This is a genomic window from Pedobacter polysacchareus, assembly GCF_019802255.1.
GTDB classification, from domain to species: domain Bacteria; phylum Bacteroidota; class Bacteroidia; order Sphingobacteriales; family Sphingobacteriaceae; genus Pedobacter; species Pedobacter polysacchareus.
Genome location: NZ_JAHYSS010000001.1, coordinates 662,820 through 684,971 on the forward strand (window position 1 = coordinate 662,820; position 22,152 = coordinate 684,971).

The 22,152-nt window shown below is 41.3% G+C and carries 23 protein-coding genes; 8 read left to right on the forward strand and 15 right to left on the reverse strand.

The window, feature by feature from the left end; genetic code table 11:
* Complete coding sequence (locus tag K7X70_RS02760; RefSeq protein WP_222535622.1) at positions 1-1,395, reverse strand: LutB/LldF family L-lactate oxidation iron-sulfur protein; 1,395 nt, start codon at positions 1,393-1,395, stop codon at positions 1-3.
* 235 nt (positions 1,396-1,630) lie between these two features.
* Here K7X70_RS02760 and K7X70_RS02765 point away from each other — a divergent pair, with 235 nt between their 5' ends.
* Positions 1,631-2,173, forward strand: coding sequence for a GIN domain-containing protein (locus K7X70_RS02765; RefSeq protein WP_222535623.1), 543 nt, complete (start codon positions 1,631-1,633; stop codon positions 2,171-2,173).
* 156 nt (positions 2,174-2,329) lie between these two features.
* Here K7X70_RS02765 and K7X70_RS02770 read toward each other — a convergent pair whose 3' ends face one another.
* From K7X70_RS02770 to pdxA, 10 genes are all read right to left on the reverse strand, one after another.
* On the reverse strand, positions 2,330-3,922 hold the full coding sequence (locus tag K7X70_RS02770) for a M28 family peptidase (RefSeq protein WP_222535624.1): 1,593 nt from the start codon (positions 3,920-3,922) through the stop codon (positions 2,330-2,332).
* Between the two features lie 20 nt (positions 3,923-3,942).
* Entirely contained in the window at positions 3,943-4,365 is a 423-nt protein-coding gene (gene rpiB / locus K7X70_RS02775; RefSeq protein WP_222535625.1) for a ribose 5-phosphate isomerase B, read from the reverse strand.
* Between the two features lie 39 nt (positions 4,366-4,404).
* Positions 4,405-5,295: a twin-arginine translocase subunit TatC gene (gene tatC / locus K7X70_RS02780; RefSeq protein ID WP_187666140.1), complete on the reverse strand. Its 891-nt coding sequence runs from the start codon at positions 5,293-5,295 to the stop codon at positions 4,405-4,407.
* A gap of 135 nt (positions 5,296-5,430) precedes the next feature.
* Positions 5,431-6,771, reverse strand: a complete 1,341-nt coding sequence (gene accC, locus K7X70_RS02785) for an acetyl-CoA carboxylase biotin carboxylase subunit (RefSeq protein WP_187666139.1) — start codon at positions 6,769-6,771, stop codon at positions 5,431-5,433.
* Positions 6,772-6,867: 96 nt separating this feature from the next.
* Positions 6,868-7,344 (reverse strand): acetyl-CoA carboxylase biotin carboxyl carrier protein, encoded by a 477-nt coding sequence (accB, locus tag K7X70_RS02790; RefSeq protein ID WP_062546719.1) that lies wholly within the window; start codon positions 7,342-7,344, stop codon positions 6,868-6,870.
* Between the two features lie 71 nt (positions 7,345-7,415).
* Entirely contained in the window at positions 7,416-8,405 is a 990-nt protein-coding gene (locus tag K7X70_RS02795) for a beta-ketoacyl-ACP synthase III (RefSeq protein WP_062546720.1), read from the reverse strand.
* Between the two features lie 11 nt (positions 8,406-8,416).
* Positions 8,417-9,355, reverse strand: coding sequence for a phosphate acyltransferase PlsX (plsX, locus tag K7X70_RS02800; protein ID WP_222535626.1), 939 nt, complete (start codon positions 9,353-9,355; stop codon positions 8,417-8,419).
* A 103-nt stretch (positions 9,356-9,458) separates the two neighbouring features.
* A complete protein-coding gene (gene rpmF / locus K7X70_RS02805) occupies positions 9,459-9,650 on the reverse strand; it encodes a 50S ribosomal protein L32 (protein ID WP_073238280.1) in 192 nt (63 codons plus the stop codon).
* Between the two features lie 18 nt (positions 9,651-9,668).
* Positions 9,669-10,208 (reverse strand): YceD family protein, encoded by a 540-nt coding sequence (locus K7X70_RS02810; protein ID WP_222535627.1) that lies wholly within the window; start codon positions 10,206-10,208, stop codon positions 9,669-9,671.
* 64 nt (positions 10,209-10,272) lie between these two features.
* On the reverse strand, positions 10,273-11,352 hold the full coding sequence (pdxA, locus tag K7X70_RS02815; RefSeq protein WP_222535628.1) for a 4-hydroxythreonine-4-phosphate dehydrogenase PdxA: 1,080 nt from the start codon (positions 11,350-11,352) through the stop codon (positions 10,273-10,275).
* A 216-nt stretch (positions 11,353-11,568) separates the two neighbouring features.
* Here pdxA and rsmA point away from each other — a divergent pair, with 216 nt between their 5' ends.
* The 4 genes from rsmA to K7X70_RS02835 all read left to right on the forward strand — a co-directional run bounded on the left by rsmA (position 11,569) and on the right by K7X70_RS02835 (position 14,363).
* On the forward strand, positions 11,569-12,351 hold the full coding sequence (rsmA, locus tag K7X70_RS02820) for a 16S rRNA (adenine(1518)-N(6)/adenine(1519)-N(6))-dimethyltransferase RsmA (protein WP_222535851.1): 783 nt from the start codon (positions 11,569-11,571) through the stop codon (positions 12,349-12,351).
* 22 nt (positions 12,352-12,373) lie between these two features.
* The gene (locus tag K7X70_RS02825; RefSeq protein WP_222535629.1) at positions 12,374-13,303 is read left to right on the forward strand and encodes a 2-hydroxyacid dehydrogenase; all 930 of its coding nucleotides are present in this window, start codon (positions 12,374-12,376) and stop codon (positions 13,301-13,303) included.
* A gap of 157 nt (positions 13,304-13,460) precedes the next feature.
* A complete protein-coding gene (gene greA / locus K7X70_RS02830) occupies positions 13,461-13,934 on the forward strand; it encodes a transcription elongation factor GreA (RefSeq protein ID WP_062546725.1) in 474 nt (157 codons plus the stop codon).
* Between the two features lie 21 nt (positions 13,935-13,955).
* The gene (locus K7X70_RS02835) at positions 13,956-14,363 is read left to right on the forward strand and encodes an HIT family protein (protein ID WP_062546726.1); all 408 of its coding nucleotides are present in this window, start codon (positions 13,956-13,958) and stop codon (positions 14,361-14,363) included.
* A 444-nt stretch (positions 14,364-14,807) separates the two neighbouring features.
* Here the strand turns inward: K7X70_RS02835 and K7X70_RS02840 are convergent, their stop codons facing one another.
* Positions 14,808-15,980, reverse strand: a complete 1,173-nt coding sequence (locus K7X70_RS02840) for a histidine decarboxylase (RefSeq protein ID WP_222535630.1) — start codon at positions 15,978-15,980, stop codon at positions 14,808-14,810.
* 159 nt (positions 15,981-16,139) lie between these two features.
* On the opposite strand from K7X70_RS02840, the gene K7X70_RS02845 reads away from it, so the two are divergent.
* The gene (locus K7X70_RS02845) at positions 16,140-16,607 is read left to right on the forward strand and encodes an Lrp/AsnC family transcriptional regulator (protein ID WP_062546728.1); all 468 of its coding nucleotides are present in this window, start codon (positions 16,140-16,142) and stop codon (positions 16,605-16,607) included.
* A gap of 4 nt (positions 16,608-16,611) precedes the next feature.
* Here the strand turns inward: K7X70_RS02845 and K7X70_RS02850 are convergent, their stop codons facing one another.
* Genes K7X70_RS02850 through rsgA form a run of 3 tightly spaced genes read right to left on the reverse strand, consistent with a single transcriptional unit; the run spans position 16,612 to position 18,329 of the window.
* Positions 16,612-16,938, reverse strand: a complete 327-nt coding sequence (locus K7X70_RS02850) for a nucleotide pyrophosphohydrolase (protein ID WP_062546729.1) — start codon at positions 16,936-16,938, stop codon at positions 16,612-16,614.
* Between the two features lies 1 nt (position 16,939).
* On the reverse strand, positions 16,940-17,392 hold the full coding sequence (gene dtd / locus K7X70_RS02855) for a D-aminoacyl-tRNA deacylase (RefSeq protein WP_222535631.1): 453 nt from the start codon (positions 17,390-17,392) through the stop codon (positions 16,940-16,942).
* A gap of 16 nt (positions 17,393-17,408) precedes the next feature.
* Positions 17,409-18,329 carry a ribosome small subunit-dependent GTPase A gene (rsgA, locus tag K7X70_RS02860; RefSeq protein WP_222535632.1) on the reverse strand — a complete coding sequence of 307 codons (921 nt, stop codon included), beginning with the start codon at positions 18,327-18,329 and terminating at the stop codon, positions 17,409-17,411.
* 441 nt (positions 18,330-18,770) lie between these two features.
* Between rsgA and thrA the strand changes: the two genes are divergently transcribed.
* Complete coding sequence (gene thrA, locus K7X70_RS02865) at positions 18,771-21,218, forward strand: bifunctional aspartate kinase/homoserine dehydrogenase I (RefSeq protein WP_222535633.1); 2,448 nt, start codon at positions 18,771-18,773, stop codon at positions 21,216-21,218.
* Entirely contained in the window at positions 21,215-22,150 is a 936-nt protein-coding gene (locus tag K7X70_RS02870) for a homoserine kinase (RefSeq protein ID WP_222535634.1), read from the forward strand. The genes thrA and K7X70_RS02870 overlap by 4 nt, the downstream gene beginning before the upstream one ends.
* Positions 22,151-22,152 lie beyond the last annotated feature (2 nt).

A 22,152-nucleotide genomic window follows, 5' to 3' on the forward strand; every position in this document is an offset into this window, starting at 1 on the left:
TTATGGATTTTTGTTGGCTTTCTTTTTCTCTTCGTAAAGCTTCGCAAAAGACTTCGGTGCAACTTCCGGCATACTCCGGTATTTACCCCAGGTCTTCTTGAAGAAAAACTTGAGGAAGAAGTTTTTCATTTTCCCTCCTAACATATCCATTCTGGATCGTTTTTGCATGGTAGTCGTGAAAGCATTCCATCCGATCTCCTCTACTTTCGTATTTTGGTTATCGGCTACTGCATCTCTTCTATTTAGCAATAACATCTTATGAACGTCAATCTTTACCGGGCAAACCTCTGTACATTTACCGCATAAACTGGAAGCATTGCTGAGGTGCTTGAATTCCTTCATCCCCTGTAAATGTGGGGTGATAATAGAGCCGATAGGGCCACTATAAGTGGTGTTATAGGTATGTCCGCCAATATTTTTATACACCGGACAAGCATTTAAACAAGCGCCGCAGCGGATACAATATAAGGCCTGACGCTGTTCTTTTTGTGCCAGTAGATTGGTCCTGCCATTGTCTAGCAATACCACATACATTTCCTCCGGACCATCAGTTTCATGTGCCTGTCTGGGGCCGCTCAATATCGTATTGTAAACGGTCAGGTTTTGTCCGGTTCCATGACTAGAAAGCAATGGCCAGAACAAATCCAGGTCAGCCATAGAAGGAATGACCTTTTCTATACCTACAATCGCAATATGGATTTTAGGAAAAGTAGTACATAACCGCGCATTTCCTTCATTTTCTGTCAGGGCGATGCTGCCGGTATCGGCAATTAAGAAGTTTCCTCCGGAGATGCCAATGTCTGCCCTCAGGTATTTTTCCCTCAATAGTTCTCTGGCTTTTTGCGTCAGCTGCTGTGGAGTCGCATCTAGTGGTGTCCCAAATTTATCATGGAACAGCTTTGCAATTTCCTCTTTACTGAGGTGCATTGCAGGGGTAACAATATGGTATGGAGCCTGACCCAATAGCTGAACAATATATTCACCAAGGTCACTCTCTAAGGATTCAATGTTGTTTTTCTCCAGGAAATCATTGAGGTGGATTTCTTCGGTCGTCATCGATTTAGACTTGATGACCGTCTTACCGCCACTTTTCTGGATGATGTTTAAGATCTCTCTCTGTGCCTCTTCTACATCATTTGCCCAGATTACTTTCCCGCCTCTACGTTGAAAATTGGTTTCAAATTCAGGGAGAAACTTATCCAGGTTCTCCATCACCCTCCATTTAATCACATGCGCTTTCTTTTTCGAGTTTTCTAAATTCTCGAACCTCGACACACCCCGCTCTACCGCAACATTATACTTGCCAATATTATGATTAATTGTCTTGCGATGCCCTAAATCAAAGGCTTTTTCATCGGCCTTAACCAAAAATTCATCAGATATCTTCATCGTCATCAAATATAAAAATAATTAGGCTTGAAATGGATTCCTGCCCGGAAATTACAATATAAGGAAAGGAAGAGGAGTATCGACGAAATATTTTCGTCGATTGGTCGAGAAGTTCGGCCATTTCGTCGAGAGGTACACTGCTATGGTCTAAAGCGCCAAAAATCGCTGAAACGTTTCTCATTTGGCCACGTCTTATCTACAAAACAACCTTAAAAAATTAAAAACTTAAAAATTAAAAGATATGAAAACTGCTATCAAAACTCTAATCGCAACTTCTCTAACCGCTATCGTTTTAACTTCTTCAGCGTTCACAACGTTCGCAAAAGAAAAAGCACCAATGGGCACTGCTGCCGCTGCTGTAAAATTCAATAAAATTGTGGTAACTGGAAACGCAAATGTGGTATTAGTACAAGGAAATAGAGAAGACATCAATAGTTATAATGCCAACTCAGAAGAAGGTACAAGTGTAGTACAAAAAGGATACACTTTATACATCAACTCTACTGACAACAGCACGATCTATGTAAATGTAAAAGACCTGCAAAGAATTGATGCAGCAAATACTGCAACGGTTAAAACTCGTGGTCATTTCGACCTGGCTGTGCTTCAGATCTTCTTAAAAGATGATGCTAAAGCAAATGTAAATGCAAAAGTAGGTAGTCTTTATACGGACATCAGCGGTTATTCTGACTTGAAATTGAGCGGTTCTTCAAAAGAACATGCACTGGTAAAAAACGATGTTTCTAAATTGAACCTGAATGACTTCGTGATTGCTAAACTTTAATTATGATATAGCCCACACATCTAGGAACCAAACGAGAACCGCTCTAAACCAGGGCGGTTTTTTTTGCATAAAAAATGCCCCTTAAACTTATGTTTAGGGGGCATCATTTGAATTCAGAACTGAGCTTTAAAGCTCAATACTTATCTATACGAGTATTTAGTTTTTTCTGGTACCGTCTTCGTTCTTATCAACTTTCGGGCGGTTGGCACGGTTGGCCAGTTCCCAGGCTGTAAAGTAAACCAATCTTGCTCTTTTAGCCAACATTGGGAAATCAATCTTGCTGATCTCATCACCTGGCTGGTGGTAATCCTCATGAACTCCATTGAAATAGAAAATTACAGGGATACCATGTTTCGCAAAGTTATAATGATCTGAGCGGTAATAGTAGCGATTTGGGTCGGTTCTATTGTTGTAACGCTCATCCAATTGAATATTTACGTAATCTTTATTTGCTTTTTTACCGATATGGTCTAACTCTGTGCTCAACATATCAGAACCGATGATATAAACGAAATTGTTGTCCTTTTCATGGTCTTTATCCCCTCTGCCGATCATATCGATATTCAGATTTGTGATCGTTTTTTCTAAAGGAAATACAGGATGTTCAGAATACCATTCCGAACCTAAAAGTCCTTTTTCTTCACCGGTCACTGTCATAAACAAGATACTTCTTTTCGGACCTTTACCTGCTTTTTTTGCATTGGCGAAAGCTTCTGCTAACATCAATACACCAGTAGTTCCAGAGCCGTCATCATCTGCACCGTTGTTGATCTTATCGTCGCCTTTCACTTCCGGAGTGATACCGATATGGTCATAATGACCAGTTACTACCAACACTTCATGCTTCAATTTCGGATCAGAACCTTCCAGGAAGCCCAGTACATTTTCTGCTCTTACTTTCGTCTCTACTCTCTTTGCAGAGGCAGAAATGGAAACATTAATCTCTTGTGTTGCAGGTTTACCAGTATCCGCAATTTTCTTTTTAACGTCAGTGATATTCGTTTTTGCAGCAGCAAGAATTTGATTAGCTACACCAGATCCGATATAGATCACCGGTGTTTCCTGTGGGGCATTCAATTTTTCAATTTCTTCCTTAGTCTTCATCACCATTCTTGGTGCAGTCAGATAGCTTTTCAAGTTTTCCGGCATCACCTCTACAGTAGGGTCGATCACCAATACCGCAGCAGCATTTTTTTCCGTCAGGTATTTTACTTTCGCCATCAATACAGACCTGCTGTTTGTAGAACCGGCAGTCCCATTTGGCTCTCCTGATTTAAAGATCATCACCACTTTTCCGGCAACATCAGCACCTTCAAAATCATTGTAACTATCATTTTTCAGGCCATAACCTGCAAAAAGAACAGTAGGGGTATTGAATCCAAAACCTGCTCCAGAAACTGTTTGTGGAACGATATAGAATTCTTTTAAAGCTTCTGCCGGCTGACCATCCAGCGTTAAGATCTGAGAAAGTGAGGTGTTCACCATGTCGATCGGCTGGAAATAATCTCCGTTTACCGGACCTTTTAAGCCCAGGCTTTTGAAGAAATTCTTAATGTAATCAGCGGCCATCCAACCCCCTTTTGTACCGGTTTCTCTACCTTCATAGGCATCAGATGCCAATACGGAGAGGTGTTTATAAGCATTGTCTTTACTGATCGTTTTACTAAATTTCACCGCATCTTTATTTTGAGCAGTGGCAGAGCAAGCCATCGTCAGTACGAAACTGGCGTACAATAAATGTTTTTTCATCTGGGTCTTTTTCTTAGCGGTTAACAAGAAATTTTGTTCACTCTGTTCTCATGTCTGCCACCTTCAAATGCAGTATTTAAAAAGGTAGTGGTCATTTCTTTTGCCAATTCTTCAGAAACAAACCTTGCTGGAATACACAATACATTCGCATTGTTATGTACCCTTGCCAGCGATGCAATCTCGTTCAGCCAGCAAATGGCTGCACGGATATGCTGGTGTTTATTGGCGGTAATGGCCACACCATTTGCGCTGCCGCACACTAGAATTCCAAAGGTATATTCCTGACTTTCCACGGCCAATGCTACAGGGTGAGCAAAATCCGGGTAGTCAACAGATTGTGTAGAATGGGTTCCGAAATCTTTGACCTCATAGTCGCTAAGAAAAGACTTTAGCAATTCTTTGTATTCAAAACCGGCGTGGTCGGCGCCGATTGCAATTTTCATTTTTGGGGCTGTTGACATCTTCAAAAATATATGGTTTGGTTAGTTTTTTCTAATGGTAGACACACCGTAAAGCTCTTTATTTTTCTTACGCTCAATATTGGCGGAAATCAGGATACTCAATTCATAGAGCAGGAACAATGGTGCTGCTACAATTAACATCGTATATGGATCTGCAGTAGGTGTAACTACAGCGGCAATAATCAGGATTAAAACAGTAGAGTACCTTCTGCTGGAACGCATAAATGCAGGTGTCATCACCCCTAATTTCGACAGGATGTAAATGATCACCGGCAATTGGAAGATCACACCTGAACCAATGGTCAGGGTCATTACTGAAGATAGGTAAGAGTCAATGGTAAACGTATTTTCAATCTCCGGACTCACGGTAAAGTTGGTCAGGAAGTTGATAGATAGCGGGCAGATCAGGTAATAACCAAACATAATCCCCAGGAAGAAAAGAAAAGAAGCGAAAGCTACAAATCCACTGGCAGACTTTCTTTCATTGTCGTGTAAGGCAGGTTTAACGAACAGCCAGATTTCAAAAAGCAAGTAGGGGATCCCTAGAATAATCCCGACCATCACACAAGAGTTCAGCTGCAGGGTAAATTGTCCTGCCATTTCCGTGTTGATGATCTTCGCATCGATCTTTGTAATACAAAAATCTGAACCTATAGAGGGGAACCGCTCTACCAGTTTACACATCATTCTGTAAGTCCAGAAGTTAGGGTTTTTAGGCCCCATGATGATGGTATTAAAAATGAAGTCAGTAAAGTAAAAAGCTCCGGCTGTTAACACTAAAACGACTGCTAATGCGCGTAATAGGTGTTTGCGGAGGACATCGATATGGTCAAAGAATGACATTTCTGCCTCTAAAGTTTTTCCTTTTTCTTTTATAGCACCAATAAGGTCCCTTTTCTTAGTATCACTCATGTACGTTATTTGTAAAACAAAAATACCATTCTATTTTGTTTAGAATGGTATTTACGTTTTAAATCTACTAAATAGTTTTTGTTAGCGGGAATTTGCTTTGTAACAAGTATAAATCCCGCCATTACTATGACTTATTTATTCCGAAAACTCGAAAGTTTCCATAAACTTCGTGGTAAAATTACCAGCTCTGAAGTTCGGGTCTTTCATCAGTTTTAAGTGGAATGGGATCGTCGTTTTAATACCTTCGATTACAAATTCACTTAGGGCACGCTCCATGGTACTGATCGCTTCTTCGCGGGTTTGAGCCACACAAATTAGTTTAGCAATCATTGAGTCGTAGTTGGAAGGAATCTGGTAACCAGCATATACATGCGTATCTACCCTCACCCCATGACCACCCGGAGAGTGGAAGTTGGTGATTTTTCCAGGACAAGGTCTGAAGTTATTGAATGGATCTTCAGCATTGATCCTGCACTCGATCGCGTGCATATTTGGTAAATAATTTTTTCCTGAGATCGGTACACCAGAAGCTACTTTAATCTGTTCTTTGATCAGATCGTAGTTGATCACTTCTTCCGTTACCGGGTGTTCTACCTGGATACGGGTATTCATCTCCATGAAGTAGAAATTACGGTGTTTGTCTACCAGGAATTCAATGGTTCCAGCACCTTCATATTGTACCGCAATGGCACCTTTGATGGCTGCTTCACCCATTTTCTCACGAAGTTCCGGGGTCATGAATGGTGATGGTGCTTCTTCAACCAGCTTTTGATGGCGACGTTGAATTGAACAATCACGTTCCGACAAGTGACAAGCCTTACCATATTGATCTCCGATGATCTGGATTTCAATGTGACGAGGATCTTCAATATATTTTTCTAAGTAAAGACCATCATTTCCAAAGGCTGCACCCGACTCTTGTCTGGCACTGTCCCATGCATTTTCAAAATCTTCATCTTTCCAAACTACACGCATTCCACGGCCACCACCACCGGCAGTTGCTTTAAGAATAACCGGGTAGCCCATTTCATTGGCCATCGCAATACCATCCTTGAAATTTTCAAGCAATCCCTGCGAACCTGGAATAGTAGGAACACCAGCTTTTTTCATCGTTTCTTTTGCCGAAGCTTTATCACCCATTGAGTTGATCTGCTCCGGTGTAGCACCGATAAATTTAATTCCATAATCACGGCAAACTGAAGAAAACTTAGCGTTCTCAGAAAGGAAACCGTAACCTGGGTGAATGGCGTCTGCATTTGTTAATTCTGCAGCTGAAATGATATTCGGGATGCTCAGGTAAGAATCCTTACTTGGCGGCGGCCCTATACAAACAGCTTCATCGGCAAAACGTACATGTAAACTTTCTCTGTCTGCAGTAGAGTAAACAGCTACGGTTTTGATGCCCATTTCTTTACAGGTGCGGATGATACGCAAAGCGATCTCGCCCCTGTTGGCAATTAGTATCTTTTTAAACATATATTTTTTCTTTTCCCCCCCGAATTAGTTCAGGGCATATTAAGCAATGAGCTGTTGATCTTTCAATTCAGAAAATTGAATTTTCAACAAAACGAATTACATAGGTTCAACTAAAAATAACGGTTGGTCATATTCTACTGGAGAAGCATTCTCTACTAAAACCTTCACGATTCTACCAGAAACTTCACTTTCGATTTCATTGAACAATTTCATCGCTTCGATAATACAGATCACTTTACCTACTGGGAATTCATCACCTACATTTACGAAAGATGGTTTATCCGGGCTAGATGAACGGTAGAAAGTTCCGATCATTGGTGATTTAATAGTGATGTATTTTGAATCATCTTCTACAGCAACAGGTGCTTTTGTTTCTGTTGGGGTAGTTGGTTGAGGTGCTGCCGCTGCCGGAGCTACTGCTGGAGCAATCTGTGCTGGTACCGTTGCCTGAACGTAGGTAGGAGCCTGATTGGTTTTAATTGTTATTTTGAAATCTTCCTGCTCAATAGCGACTTCATTTACGCCCGAACGAGAAACAAATTTAATAAGTTCCTGAATTTGTTTGATATCCATTTTTTGGTGTTTTTTAGAGAAAACAGTATGTCTTAACAATTATCTAAGTTAAGATTAATTATTTTATAAAATTAATAAGCCCATTTTAAGTACACAGAACCCCAGGTGAAACCACCTCCAAATGCCGCAAGGATGATGTTATCGCCTTTTTTCAATTGGCTTTCCCATTCCCATAAACACAGTGGAATTGTTCCATTAGTGGTATTTCCGTAACGTTGAATGTTGATCATTACCTTTTCTGTGCCCAGTCCCATTCTTGATGCCGTAGCATCGATGATCCTTTTATTGGCTTGATGTGGAACCAACCAGGTCACATCATCAGAAGTCAGGTTATTGCGTTCCATGATTTCGGCCGCAACATCTGCCATATTAGTAACCGCAAATTTGAATACTGCCTGGCCTTCCTGATGCACAACGTGCTCATTATTGTCCACAGTTTCATGGCTTGCCGGTCTGGCAGAACCGCCAGCTTTTTGGTGTAAGAATTGACGACCAGCGCCATCACTTTTCAGGATGGAGTCCTGGATGCCCATTCCTTCCTCATTTGGCTCTAAAAGAACTGCACCGCAGCCATCACCAAAGATGATGCAGGTGGTACGGTCCTGGTAATTGATGATAGAAGACATTTTGTCGCCGCCAACCACCAATACTTTTTTATGTTTACCGGATTCGATGAACTGAGCCCCAGTAGACAAACCGAAGATGAATCCTGAACAAGCTGCCTGCAGGTCATACCCCCAGGCATTCTTTGCGCCGATTTTATCAGCAAGGATATTCGCCGAAGCAGGGAAAGGCATGTCAGGAGTGGTGGTGCAAAAGATGATCAATTCGATCTCTTCCGCAGTAATCCCACGTTTTTTAAGTAAACCATTCACCGCATGAACTGCCATGTCTGAAGTACCTAATCCTTCACCTTTCAATATTCTCCGCTCTTTGATACCAGTCCTGGATAAAATCCATTCATCCGTAGTTTCTACAATGGATTCTAGCTCTTTATTAGTTAGTACGTAATCTGGTACGTAACCATTAACAGCCGTAATCGCAGCGTGAATTTTATTCATTTTCAATGTTCTTATTTAAATGCAGCTTGAATTTTACCTACCAAGCCAGTAGTAATCATGTCTCTTGACTGAAGAATCATGTTCTTAACAGCTGTCGGACTTGAAATGCCATGACCTATGACCACAGGGGCATTGACACCTAGAACCGGGCTTCCGCCATAGTTTTCGTAGTTAAATCGGTCAAAGAAATCATCCTTTAAACCTCTTTTTAGTGTCAATACATAAAATGACTCTGCCAGTTTCAGCATCACATTTCCTGTAAATCCATCGCATACAATTACGTCAGCCTTATCGTTGAATAAGTCCCTTCCTTCTACATTACCCACAAAGTTGAAAAGATTGGTATCTTTCATTAAAGGGAAAGTTGCCAAACTAAGCATATTGCCTTTTTCGTCTTCTTCACCAATATTCAATAACGCAACCTTAGGCTGTTCAGTACCAAACATGCACTCGGCATACAAACTACCTAAAGCACCAAATTGAAGCAAGGTGTCAGGCTTACAGTCGGCATTTGCACCAACATCAAGCATTAAACCTAGGCCTCCACTGAGTTTTGGAAGAATTGTAAGGATACATGGCCTGATGATTCCCGGAATAGTTTTTACACTAAACACGGCACCAACAAGCATTGCACCAGAGTTACCGGCGCTGGCAAAAGCATCGATTTTACCTTCTTTAAGTAAGGAAAAGCCGACAGCAATGCTGGAATTAGGCTTTTGAACAATAGCCTTAGTGGGATGTTCGCCCATACCAATCACTTCTTCGGTATGAACATATTCAAAGTGATCCGGATTGAATCCGTTTTCAGTGAGAAGGGGCTTAATCTGCTGTGTATCTCCGATCAGCACTATGTGCTCCCCGGGAGATAACAATTGATGGGCAGCTATTGCTCCTAAAACGTTCGCTTTAGGAGCATAGTCTCCGCCCATTATATCGAGACCTATTTTCATAGTAAAAAATCAGTTTGTGTTTAGAAGGCAAAATCGCCCTAGTTTTCCAGTCGCTAAAGGTAAACTTTCAGCGACTTAAAACACAAACTATTTTTCAAGAAAATTAACCTATTGAAGTGTTTTCAATAACCAATTTACCGTTGTAGTATAGGTTACCATCAACGTTGTATGCATGGTGAGGTACGTGAATTGCACCAGTGGTTTGACAAGTAGCCAAAGAAGGAGCTACCGCTTTATAGTGAGTTCTTCTTTTATCTCTTCTACTCTTAGAAATCTTGCGTTTTGGATGTGCCATTGCTGATTTGTTTAATTATTATTTTAATTTTTTTAATGCTGCCCAACGCGGGTCATCATCGTTATTTTCTTCTTGTTGTTGTTCTTGTCTATCAATTGAAAAACTTTCCAGTCTCGCAATCATTTCCTGGTCGCATTTCTGGCCATTGCCATCCTGCTCACAGGCTTTAATATAAGGTACTGATACATTGATGAGTTCGTAAATCGGAAGCGCAACGTCTACTTCGCTCTCTTTTGTACTCAGGACAATGATTTCTAAATCATCACTTTCCAGCTCATCTTCAGCAAATTTTACAATCTGCCTTTCTTGTATACTTATTGGTGCATTAAACTCCGACAAACATTTGTCACAATCCAATACGATCGTCCCCTTGATGTCGAACTGCAAAAGTAGCATTGTTTCCTGTTTATCCAGTTCAATGCCAACTTTTAAATTTCCTTTTTTTACTAAAGAGTATTCAAAGGCATCAAAAAAGCTGTTATCAACCTCAAATTCAAACTGATGCTTGCCGATTTTAAGGCCGGTAAATGGGATTGAAAATTGTTTTAATGGTTTCAATTGTAACAAAATTTTAGCCCGCAAATGTAGGAATTATTTTATAGAATTAAAATGTTTTTTCATTCTAATTTGCATCGTCTTTTATATCCGCTGCAGTTTCTATAATTTTTCCACCACTTCTCAGCTGGTTTTTCAATAATTCTTCCTGTTCTCTTCTATTTCTCAGGATGTGAGTTGCTGCAAATAAGGCTTCTATAAATGAACTTGGATCTGCCAGGTTCTTTCCTGCAATGTCGTATCCTGTGCCATGATCCGGTGAGGTACGTACGATTTTCAGGCCTGCAGAGTAGTTCACGCCAGTGCCAAAAGCGATGGTTTTAAAAGGGATCAAACCCTGGTCATGGTACATCGCCAATACGGCATCAAATTGCTTGTAACTGCCTTTTCCAAAAAAGCCGTCTGCAGGGTATGGACCAAAACAAATTACCCCTTTATCGAATGCCTGCTGAATCGCCGGCATGATAATGTCTGCTTCTTCAGTACCCAATAAACCATTGTCGCCCGCATGAGGATTTAATCCCAATACCGCGATTTTCGGTTTTTCAATCCAGAAATCTTTCTTTAAAGTCTCATTCATCAGGGTCAGTTTCTTCACAATCTTCTCAATCGTGATGCTTTTTGAAACTTCAGTGATGGGAATGTGACCAGTTACCACACCAACTTTAATGTCTTCGCTCACTAAAAGCATCAATACGTCGCTGCTTCCGCTGCGTTCCATCAAATATTCGGTGTGTCCCGGAAATTTAAAAGTATCTGATTGTATATTATGTTTATTGATCGGGGCCGTTACCAAGGCATCAATTTCCCCTTTGATCAGATCTTCTGTTGCTTTCTCTAAAGAAAGTAAGGCATATTTACCACCAGTTTCATTGGCTACACCCAGGTCGATTTTCACATCTTCCTCCCAGCAATTGATCATATTCGCCTTCTTAGGATTGGCCAATGCAGCCTCCGTAATCACATTGAAGTTGAAATCACTCAGCCCTAAAGCCTTGCGATGGTAAGAAGCAACCTTGGTATGTCCATAAACGATAGGGGTACAGTAATCCAGGATCGCGCTCTCAGCTAAAGTCTTCAGGATGACCTCCAGACCTATGCCGTTCACATCTCCTATGCTGATTCCAATTTTAATCTTATTGCTCATACTTCAAAAAAATTTAGCGCAAATTACAGAATTCATTTTAAAATGGTCAGTTTTTCTGGCGCTTGTATTTTCTGCTTTTATAGAAATGGAAGCCGATCTCTAAAACGATCGGAAAATGATATCCTTATTTTTAAGGCTGTAGAGGCTGTTTTAGTGGATTGTTGCTCTGATACTCGCAAAACTTTGCTTATTTTGCAGCTTTTAGAAGGAGAATATATGAGTTTGGTAAGGGCAAAAAAACATTTAGGACAGCATTTTTTAACGGACAAAAAGATTGCCGCGAAAATCGTAAACGGTCTGGTACATACCGATCAGTACAAACAAGTACTGGAAGTAGGACCAGGAATGGGGATCCTTTCGGACCTGCTACTGGAAAGAGCAGATCTGGAAACTTTCATGATCGATATCGATGTGGAGTCTTACCATTTCCTGAAAGAGAAATATCCGCAGTTAGGAGATCGCTTAATCAATGGCGACTTTTTAGCCTTGGACCTTTCTTCCATCTTCAAAGAAAAATATGCCATTATCGGTAACTTCCCATACAACATCTCTTCTCAGATTCTTTTCAAAATATTGGAAAACAGAACGCAGGTGGTAGAAATGGTAGGGATGTTCCAAAAGGAAGTGGCAGAACGTTGCGCTTCTAAAGAAGGCACTAAAGACTATGGAATTTTAAGCGTCCTGATTCAGGCGTATTATGATATAGAATATCTGTTTACCGTGAAACCGGGCACATTTAACCCACCACCGAAGGTAAATTCGGGGGTGATCAGGTTGAGCCGTAATGACGTGGAAACACTTCCATGTGATGAAAAACTGTTTTGGCGTACCGTGAAAGCAGGCTTTAATCAACGTAGGAAAACCTTGAGAAATGCACTTTCAGGTGTAGTTCCAAAAGAGAAAATGGACGACCATATTTTCTTCGACAAGCGTGCCGAGCAATTGAGTGTTGCCCAGTTTATTGAGCTGACGCAGCATTTAACGCAACTTTCACAGTAGATAATAATTGATCAACAGCAATATGAGTAAAGGAAGAATTTTAATTGTGGATGAGTTACATCCTGTCTTTAAGGAACGTGCCATCGCTATGGGGTATGAGGTAGATGACCTGCCATTGTATACCCGGGAGCAAACACTAGCTGCAATTTCCAACTATCAGGGAATTGCCGTGAGAACGAAATTTAGAATTGATCAGGAGCTGATGGCCGCTGCACCTTCGCTGAAATTCATTGCCAGAGCAGGTGCCGGTTTAGATAATATTGATGTGGATTACGCAAGAAGTCGTAGCATCGAGTTGTTAAATGCGCCGGAAGGCAATATGGATGCCGTAGGAGAACATGCTACGGGGATGCTGCTGTCGCTGATGAACAATTTTCGTAACGCGGATCAGGAGGTTCGTAATGGCACCTGGGACAGAGAAGGAAACCGCGGTTATGAATTAAAAGGTAAAACAGTAGGGATCATTGGCTACGGATTTATGGGCAAAAGCTTTGCAAAAAAGCTGGCCGGATTTGAAGTTAACGTGATTGCTTATGATAAGTATAAAACCGGTTTCAGTGATGCTTATGCGAAAGAAGTGAGCATGGAGGAAATCGTAAAACATAGCGATGTACTCAGTTTGCATATTCCGCTTACCTCAGAAACGCGTCAGATGGTAGATGAAGAGTATTTCTTCCATTTCCGTAAACCTATTTTCTTTATCAATACCGCCAGAGGCGAAATTGTCCATACTCAAGCCGTATTACAGGCGATTCAAACGGGTAAAATTCTGGCTGCCGGCTTAGATGTGCTGGAAGTGGAGAAATTTCCGGCATTGCAGCAAACACCTTGGTTTAATGACCTTAAATCGGCTGGAAAAGTCATTCTGACGCCGCATGTTGGGGGCTGGACCTTTGAATCTTACCGCAAAATATCGGAAGTTTTAGCGGATAAGCTGATTGCTGTCATTTAAACAGACATTTTTGATAAACTGCCCAAAATCAAATTAAATAATTTGTTTTTGTGGTTATACCCCATTATCTTCGTTTTTATTGAAGCAAGACTATGTAGGCTTAACAGCCCATATAGTCTTGTTTGTTTTTATAGTACTACATAAAATAAATTGAGCTATGACAGAGGTTACCTATTATACCCAAGATGGTTTAGACAAACTAAAGGCAGAATTACACCAGATGAAAACCACCGGAAGGCAACAAATCTCTAAGGCAATTGCCGAAGCTAGAGATAAAGGGGATCTTTCCGAGAACGCGGAGTATGATGCAGCGAAGGAAGCACAGGGTTTGCATGAAGCTAAAATAGCAAAATTGGCAACTACGCTTTCTACCGCCAGATTAATTGATGAATCAAAGCTGGATACTTCTAAAGTATTGGCCTTATCTATAGTGAAGATCAAAAATGTAAAGAATGGTTCTACCATGTCTTACCAATTGGTTGCAGAAAGTGAAGCAGATCTTAAAACGGGAAAAATTTCCGTTAAATCGCCGATTGCCAAAGGTTTATTGGGTAAATCAGTAGGTGATAAGATTGAAATTCAGGTTCCTGCGGGAATGATCGAATTTGAAATATTAGAGATAACCCGATAACCCTTTTAAATTACCCATTCCATGGCAAGTATATTTTCAAAAATAGTAGATGGCGAAATCCCTGCACATATCGTAGCAGAGACCACCGAATTCCTGGCTTTCTTAGATGTTAACCCCCTCACCATGGGCCATGTCCTGGTGATTCCTAAAAAGGAAATTGACTATATCTTTGATATGGAGGAAGAAAGCTATGTTGGATTAACCATGTTTGCCAAGATTGTGGCAACAGGGCTAAAAGAAGCGTTCCCTTGCAAAAAAGTAGGCGTTGCCGTTATCGGCCTGGAAGTACCGCATGTACACATCCATTTGATCCCTATGAATGCAGTGAACGACATGAATTTTAGTAAGGAAAAATTAAAACCTTCCCAGGAAGAACTGGCAGAAGCCGCATTAAAAATTAAAGCAGCGTTGAATGAAACGACCGCTTAATAGCTAAAAATGAATGGGTATTGACCCGAAATGAAAAGGGGCGTCTGTATAGACGCCCCTTTTTTTGTTAAACAGAAATTAACTAATGGTTAAAATGGTTTTTACTCGAATATACAGCTTTTGATGTCCTGCTTTGCTGCTGTCCCTGTTTTGCTTTTCTTTTGCTGGAGCAATGCCGGAGCTAAAGAAAAGCAAAACAAGAGCAAAACAAGAGCAAAACAGATAGCGTCTGCTGTCCCGGTTAAAATGGGTAATTCTGCACCAGAATCAGGAAGGAATTTTTACAAAGCAGTCGTCAGTTTTTCCTGCATTGGGAACTGAGCTGTATTCTTTTTAACAAAAAAGAAGAAATAAATATTGCTATTTTCTTTGCTTTATTTCTTTTTATGACAGGTTAATGGATTCTGAAATGAAGGGTGCCCAAAGTTTTTGGGCACCCGATTTCTATAGGGTGGTAAATGTAGGGGCAGGTTGTTGCTGAAAGCTGTAATTGAGGCCTTCTGGATTGCTGATCAGGTCGGCTAGTAACTCATCAATCTGTGCATGACCCACATTGGGCATACAGATGAGGTGCGAAAGACCATTTTCTGAGGCCAGCTGCCACTTCTGACAAATCCATTTGGATGGGGCAGGAAAAACTACGGTAATCGCATTTGGATTGCTCCAGGCCTCGATTCCGAGGTCTTTCAATTTAGCTTCGGCATAAGCAGCAATGCTTAGGCTGTGAATCGCTCTTTCTTTCAGACCTTTTAAGCCTAACTTTTTTAAGGTATACCAGAGGAATAAGGGCGTGTGTCCATTTCTGGAGCCGGTAATCGTGGTATCTACGCTTCCGATGTAATCAATGGAACGCGCAATCCTGTCGCGGTTGGTCTTTTTGACAATCACTAAGCCGCATGGCATTGGAGAACCCAAAAATTTATGTCCGCTGATGGCAATACTATCCGCACCATCGGCAAAATCAAAAGCTGGACGAGGCTCAATAAACGCACTGTAGCTTCCGGACAAAGCGCCGTCGGCATGGATATAATGGTTTTTTATCGCCAGGTTTCTGAGGATGCCTTTGATCTTTTTCACATCGTCCCTCGCTTCGGTCATGGTGGTGCCAATATTGGCAAAAATCACGACCGGTAGGTGTCTGTTCATCAATAGGCTATTGTGTAAATCCTCATAATCCATTTCGCCATTCTCCTGAGAACGAATCGCAATATTTGGCATGTTGAGCAATAACAAATTCTTTTGCACACTATAATGTGTCGCATCGGAATAGTAAACCATTGCTTTAGGATACAGTTCTCTGGCCAGATAAAGGCCATATAAATTACCTTCAGAGCCGCCATTGGTTACATATCCCCACCAATTGTCGGTAGGGGCGCGAAATAAATTCGCGAAAAATTCGATCACTTCCCTTTCCATTTCCCTGGTATCTACCGCATAAGTAGATTCCGTAAAAGGGTCTCCGAGGTTATTGATCGGATATTGAAGGAAAGGAAGCAGGTCGGTATAGTCAAAATCTTTAGAAACAGGGTAGCCCAGGAACAAACGCGTCCGGTCTTTCACTTTTTCATAAAGTTCTGATAATCTTTTGTTATCCTCGGCTGAAAGGTTAAAGTCCATAGTTCTAATAGGTGGTTCAGACTACAAATCTAGAGATATCAATTCTATTGGTCTTCAAAATCATTAATATTAGAAAATAAACACTTAATTTTACCTTCATGTAGTTTTATTCGTCTTAATGGCGCGAAATTACTGTAGAAATTAGAAAAACTAAACTAGATGGAACAGTTCGATAAAATGGATCAGCGCATATTAAATGCGTTACAGCAGAATGCAAGGCTAAATACAAAAGAGATTGCGCATAAAGTTGGGCTTACGGTAACGCCAACTTATGAGCGATTGAAAAAGATTGAAAAGTCTGGAGTGATCAAGAATTATGTGACTTTACTGGATCGGGAAAAGATTGGAAAAACGCTGGCTGCCTTTTGTAACGTGACCTTGCAGGTGCATTCGCTGCCCTTATTGAAAAAGTTTGAAGCCGCCATGACTAAGCTGGAGGAAGTAATGGAATGTTACCACGTTGCCGGTACTTACGATTACCTTCTGAAAGTAGTAGTGAAGGATATGAGCAAATACCAGGACTTTTTAACGAATAAGCTCGCCGCAATTGAAAATATTGCCAACGTAAACAGTTTGTTTGTGATGACAGAAATCAAGCACAACACTGCATATACCATTGATCAGTAAGGAACTATTTCAGCTTTTCGTTGTTCTGATGGCGGTCGGTATCTCTGATGGTTTTTTTAACCAGGTTTTTCTCTAAGGCGCTGGTCAGGTCGATGCCGGTTTGGTTGGCCAGACAGATCAGGACGAACAATACGTCGGCCATCTCATCGCCAAGGTCTACCGCCTCATCGCTTTTTTTGAAAGACTGCTCGCCATATTTTCTGGACATGATTCTGGCCACTTCACCTACTTCCTCCATCAGGATCGCGGTATTGGTGAGCTCATTGAAATAACGGATCCCTGTTTTATTGATCCACTGGTCTACGGTTTCCTGGGCTTCTGCTATCGTCATGTTATTCTTTATTTTTAGTATCTATCATAATGGTAACAGGGCCATCATTAATTAAACTGATCTTCATATCTGCGCCAAAAATTCCTGTTTTGATCTCTTTTTGAAGAAGTGCAGATAATTTGGCAATCATTTCTTCGTATAAAGGAATGGCCTTTTCGGGTCTGGCTGCTCTGGTAAAACCAGGTCTGTTGCCTTTTTTCGTGGAAGCAAAGAGCGTAAACTGACTAATCAGGAGAATATTGCCCTCTACATCAGCCAGGGACTTATTCATCTGGTCATTTTCATCGCCAAAGATCCTCATATTGACGATCTTCTGGCTAAGCCAGTCGAGGTCTTCAGTAATATCGGTATCTTCTATCCCTAATAATATCAGAAAACCAGTACCAATGCTGCCGGTAATTGTTCCTTCTACTACGCAGCTGGCTTCCGTAACTCTTTGTATAATTGCTCTCATCGTTTAAAAAAATGGATTAAGCGCGGGTTTCGTTACCATGGTAAATACTCAGGTAACTTTCGTACCTGCTGATTTCAATTTCTCCATCTTCTACCGCTTTGATGACGGCACAGCCTGGTTCATTGACATGGCGACAATTATTGAACTTACATTTGTTCATCAAGGCACGCATTTCTCTGAAATAATGCCCTAATTCTTCGGGTCTGATATCGAAAATACCCAGTTCCCTGATGCCTGGAGTATCAATCAGGTAACCACCAAAAGGTAAAACATGCATTTCTGCAAAAGTGGTGGTATGCTGTCCTTTATCACTTGCTTCAGAGATTTCCCCGGTTTTGATGTGTCTATCTGGAAGCAAAGCATTGATCAGGCTTGATTTTCCTACTCCGGAATGTCCCGAAAATAAGGTGGTTTTGTCTTTTAACAGGCTTTCTATCTGTGGGATATTGGTGCCTTCCAATGCGGATACCGTATAACAAGGGTAGCCGATCTTTTCATAAATATGCTTGTATTCTTCTAAAACCGCTAGTCCATCTTCATTAAACAAATCCAGTTTATTGAAAATCAATACTGCAGGAATGCGATACGCCTCGGCAGTAGCCAGAAACCGGTCAATAAAGCCCAAAGAAGTTCTTGGAGAAACGAGGGTAACCACCAAAAATGCCTGGTCCATATTGGCCGCAATAATCTGCGCCTGCTTGGAAAGGTTGATGGATTTACGGATAATGTAATTGTTCCGCTCATGTAATTTATGTATTACCCCATTTTCTGAATTTGGCTCCAGCTCAAAGTCTACCTGATCGCCAACGGCAATCGGATTGGTGGTTTGAATGCCCTTGATCCGGAACTTCCCTTTAATACGGCAGTCGTATCTGTTGCCGTCTTCCGCTTGTACCTGATACCAGCTTCCTGTTGATTTTATGACTAATCCTTGCATATTATGGCGTAAAGGTAATAAAATGTTTGTCGGGAATCAGCGTCTGTAATCGCGTAGCTTACGCTTTCCATAAAACTGGGTTAATTTTAAGAGGATAGGGGTGCCGGAATCATTTTTCTGCTTTTTGCCCCTGAATAAGAGTGCCTTATCAGGAAAGGATTGATAAAACCTGCGCTACGCCCTTAAATCGCAATATTTTTAAAATTCACTCAAATATTTAGGTAATCATTTGTTAATTAGAAAAATATAACTTTACTTTACGCCACAGCACACTAAGTGTATAATGTACAATGTTTAATAATTCAACCATTATTTCCATTATTATTACCACCGGGATATCTCGGAGGGAGGATAGCTAATGGGTATAAAATACTAAAAATAAAAACCACAAAAAGCGCCTTCCTCTAATCGGGGAAGGCGCTTTTTTTTTAACCTAAAACTATGAACATATTAAAATTTGGAGGTACATCTGTTGGTTCCGTAGAAAGCATCACTGCTTTGCTGGGAATCCTGAAGGAGCAGCAAGGCGCTGAAAATCCCATTGTCGTCTTATCTGCCATGAGCGGGGTAACCAATGCCCTGGTCGAGATGGCAGAAAACGCAGGAAAAGGGAAGATTTATGGGGAGGAATTGAGTGCTATTGAAAAGAAACATTTTGAAGTGATCCGTGCCTTATTGCCAGCAAGCGCACAGAATCCGGTACTCACCAAGCTAAAAATCTATTTTAATGAGCTGGAAGATATTTTGCAGTCGGTTTATAACCTGAGAGAACTGAGCCTGCAAACGAAAGACCTGATATTGAGTTACGGAGAGCGTTGCTCGGCAGTAATGGTGAGCCATATTGCCAAACAAGCTTTTCCGCATGCCTTATATGTGGATGGTTCTGAACTGATTAAAACAGACCAGAACTTCGGACAAGCGAAGGTGAATACCTATCTCACAGAAACTTTAATCAAAGATTTCTATGAGTCAAATGCTGATAAATTATTATTCGTAACTGGTTTTATTGCCAGTAATGATGAAGGAAGAATCACCACTTTAGGGAGGGGAGGAAGTGACTACACCGCCGCTATCTGGGGTTCTGCGCTGAATGCCTCCGAAATTCAGGTCTGGACAGATGTGGACGGAATGATGACTGCCGATCCAAGAATGGTGAAAAAAGCCTTCTCTCTTGCAGAATTGAGCTATACAGAAGCCATGGAGCTTTCTTATTTTGGCGCTAAAGTGATTTATCCGCCAACGATGATCCCTGCGTTTTTAAAGCGCATTCCTATTGTGATCAAAAACACATTCAATGTCGATTTCCCGGGTACTTATATCAAACACGGTGCGGGAAGTTCAAAATTGCCGATCAAAGGGATCTCTTCTATTGATGAAATCAGTGTATTGAACCTTTCTGGTAGTGGAATGGTTGGAAAAGCGGGTTTCAGCGGTCGGTTGTTCTCTTTACTTTCCCGTGAACAGATCAATGTTATCCTCATTACACAGTCTTCTTCTGAGCATAGCATCACTTTCGCGGTAAAACCGGGTGACGCTTTGAAAGCTTTGGCATTGATCAATAAGGAGTTTGAACTGGAACTACAGGCCAGAAAACTAGAATATCCGGAAGTAGAAAACGGTTTGTCCGCCTTAGCTATTGTTGGTGAAAACATGAAACGGACCCCTGGAATGTCGGGAAAACTGTTCCATGCTTTAGGTAGAAACGGAGTCAATGTCAGGGCAATTGCACAGGGATCTTCGGAGTACAATATCTCTGTGATCATCTCTAAACCGGATTTGTCGAAAGCTGTAAATGCAGTGCATGATGCTTTCTATGCGAATCTGAAAAGAACACTGCCTATCTTTTGTCTGGGAACAGGGAATATTGGCAAGACCTTATTTACACAGCTGGAAGCGCAAATGAATTTTCTGGCCACCAATAATGACCTTCAGGTAAAGGTAATGGGCGTTTGTAATACCCGTAAGATGTACCTCAATGTAGATGGAATCGCTTTGAGCAATTGGGAAGAAGCGCTGGAAAGTGAGGGAGAGCCTGCAGATTTACCCCTTTTCATTAAAAAGATGAAAGCGATGAACCTGCCAAATTGCGTGTTTGTAGACAATACTGCCAGTCATAATCCGATTCAGTTTTATAAGGATGTGCTGCAATCGAGCATTTCTGTGGTGACTTGTAATAAGATTGGTAATTCTGCAGATTACGAACAATATGCTGCGTTTAAACAGGCAGCAAGGACTTATGGTGTAGATTTTCATTACGAAACCAATGTGGGTGCAGGCCTGCCAATCATCCGTACTTTAAAAGATCTGATGATGAGCGGCGACCGGATTCACCGCATTGAGGCCATCTTATCCGGAACGATCTCTTATATATTCAACAATTATACTGGTGATAAATTGTTCCATGAGGTCGTGAAAGAAGCACAGGATAAAGGCTATACTGAGCCAGATCCTAGAGACGACCTGAACGGAAAAGACTTTATGCGTAAAATGTTGATTCTGGCACGTGATGCCGGTTATCCATTGGAAGAATCAGACATTACGATTGAAAGTATGCTGCCTCCTGCTTGTCTGGCAGCAGCAACCGTTGCTGATTTTTACAAGGAACTGGAAAACAATACCGAGTATTTTGAAAAGTTTAAAAAACAAGCCGCAGCGGATAAAAAAGTGCTGCGTTATATCGGGAAACTGGAAGAAGGAAAGGTGGAAATCACCTTGCAAATGGTAGATGACAACCACCCTTTTTACATGTTGTCTGGTAGTGACAATATCATTTCATTTACTACCGACCGTTACAAAGACCGTCCATTGGTAGTTAAAGGCCCTGGTGCAGGTGCCGAAGTAACTGCCGCAGGTGTTTTCGCTGATATTATAAACGTTGGTAAACGATGAAAGAATCTATAAAAGTTTTTGCCCCGGCTACAGTAGCCAATGTGGTGTGTGGTTATGATGTTTTGGGTTTCGCAGTGAATGAACCTGGCGATGAAGTCATCATGAAATTGACAGGTGGTTCTGGAATTACCATTACCAAAATCACTGGTGATGATGGGCGTTTGCCGCTTGATCCGAAGAAAAATACGGTAAGTGCCAGTGTGCAGCATTACTTAAATCATATCGGGAAACCGGATACCGGGATAGAAATTGAACTGCACAAGAAAATGCCGATTGGCAGTGGATTAGGTTCCAGCTCTGCCAGTACGGTAGCCGGATTGTTCGCGGTAAACAACTTATTTGATGGTTTATTGACCAATAAAGAATTGGTGCCTTTTGCAATGAAAGGCGAGGAACTGGCTTGCGGTTATGGCCATGCGGATAATGTAGCTCCAGCTTTATTGGGTGGCTTTGTGCTGATCAGGAGTTATGAGCCTTTAGACATCATCAGCTTGCCGCACCCTGAAGATTTATATGCAGCCATTGTGTATCCGGAAGTAGATGTACCCACAAAAGATGCCCGACAAATGATTCGTTCCAAAGTATTATTGAAAGATGCCGTGACGCAATGGGGAAATGTAGCAGGTTTAGTGAGTGGTTTGTTTTTAAAAGACCATGACCTGATTGGGCGCAGTATGACGGATATTCTGGTAGAACCGACCCGTTCCATCCTGATTCCGGATTTCTACAAGATGAGGTCGCTGGCTTTGAAAACCGGCGCTATTGGATTCGGAATTTCTGGTTCCGGCCCCTCTGTTTTTGCTTTAACAAAAGACGAAGCCACTGCAAACACCATCACCCAAAAACTACAGCAGCATTTAAAAGGAATTGGCATCAACAGCCTTTCTTTTGTATCCTCCGTAAATCAAAAAGGCCCTGTTATTTTAGATTAATC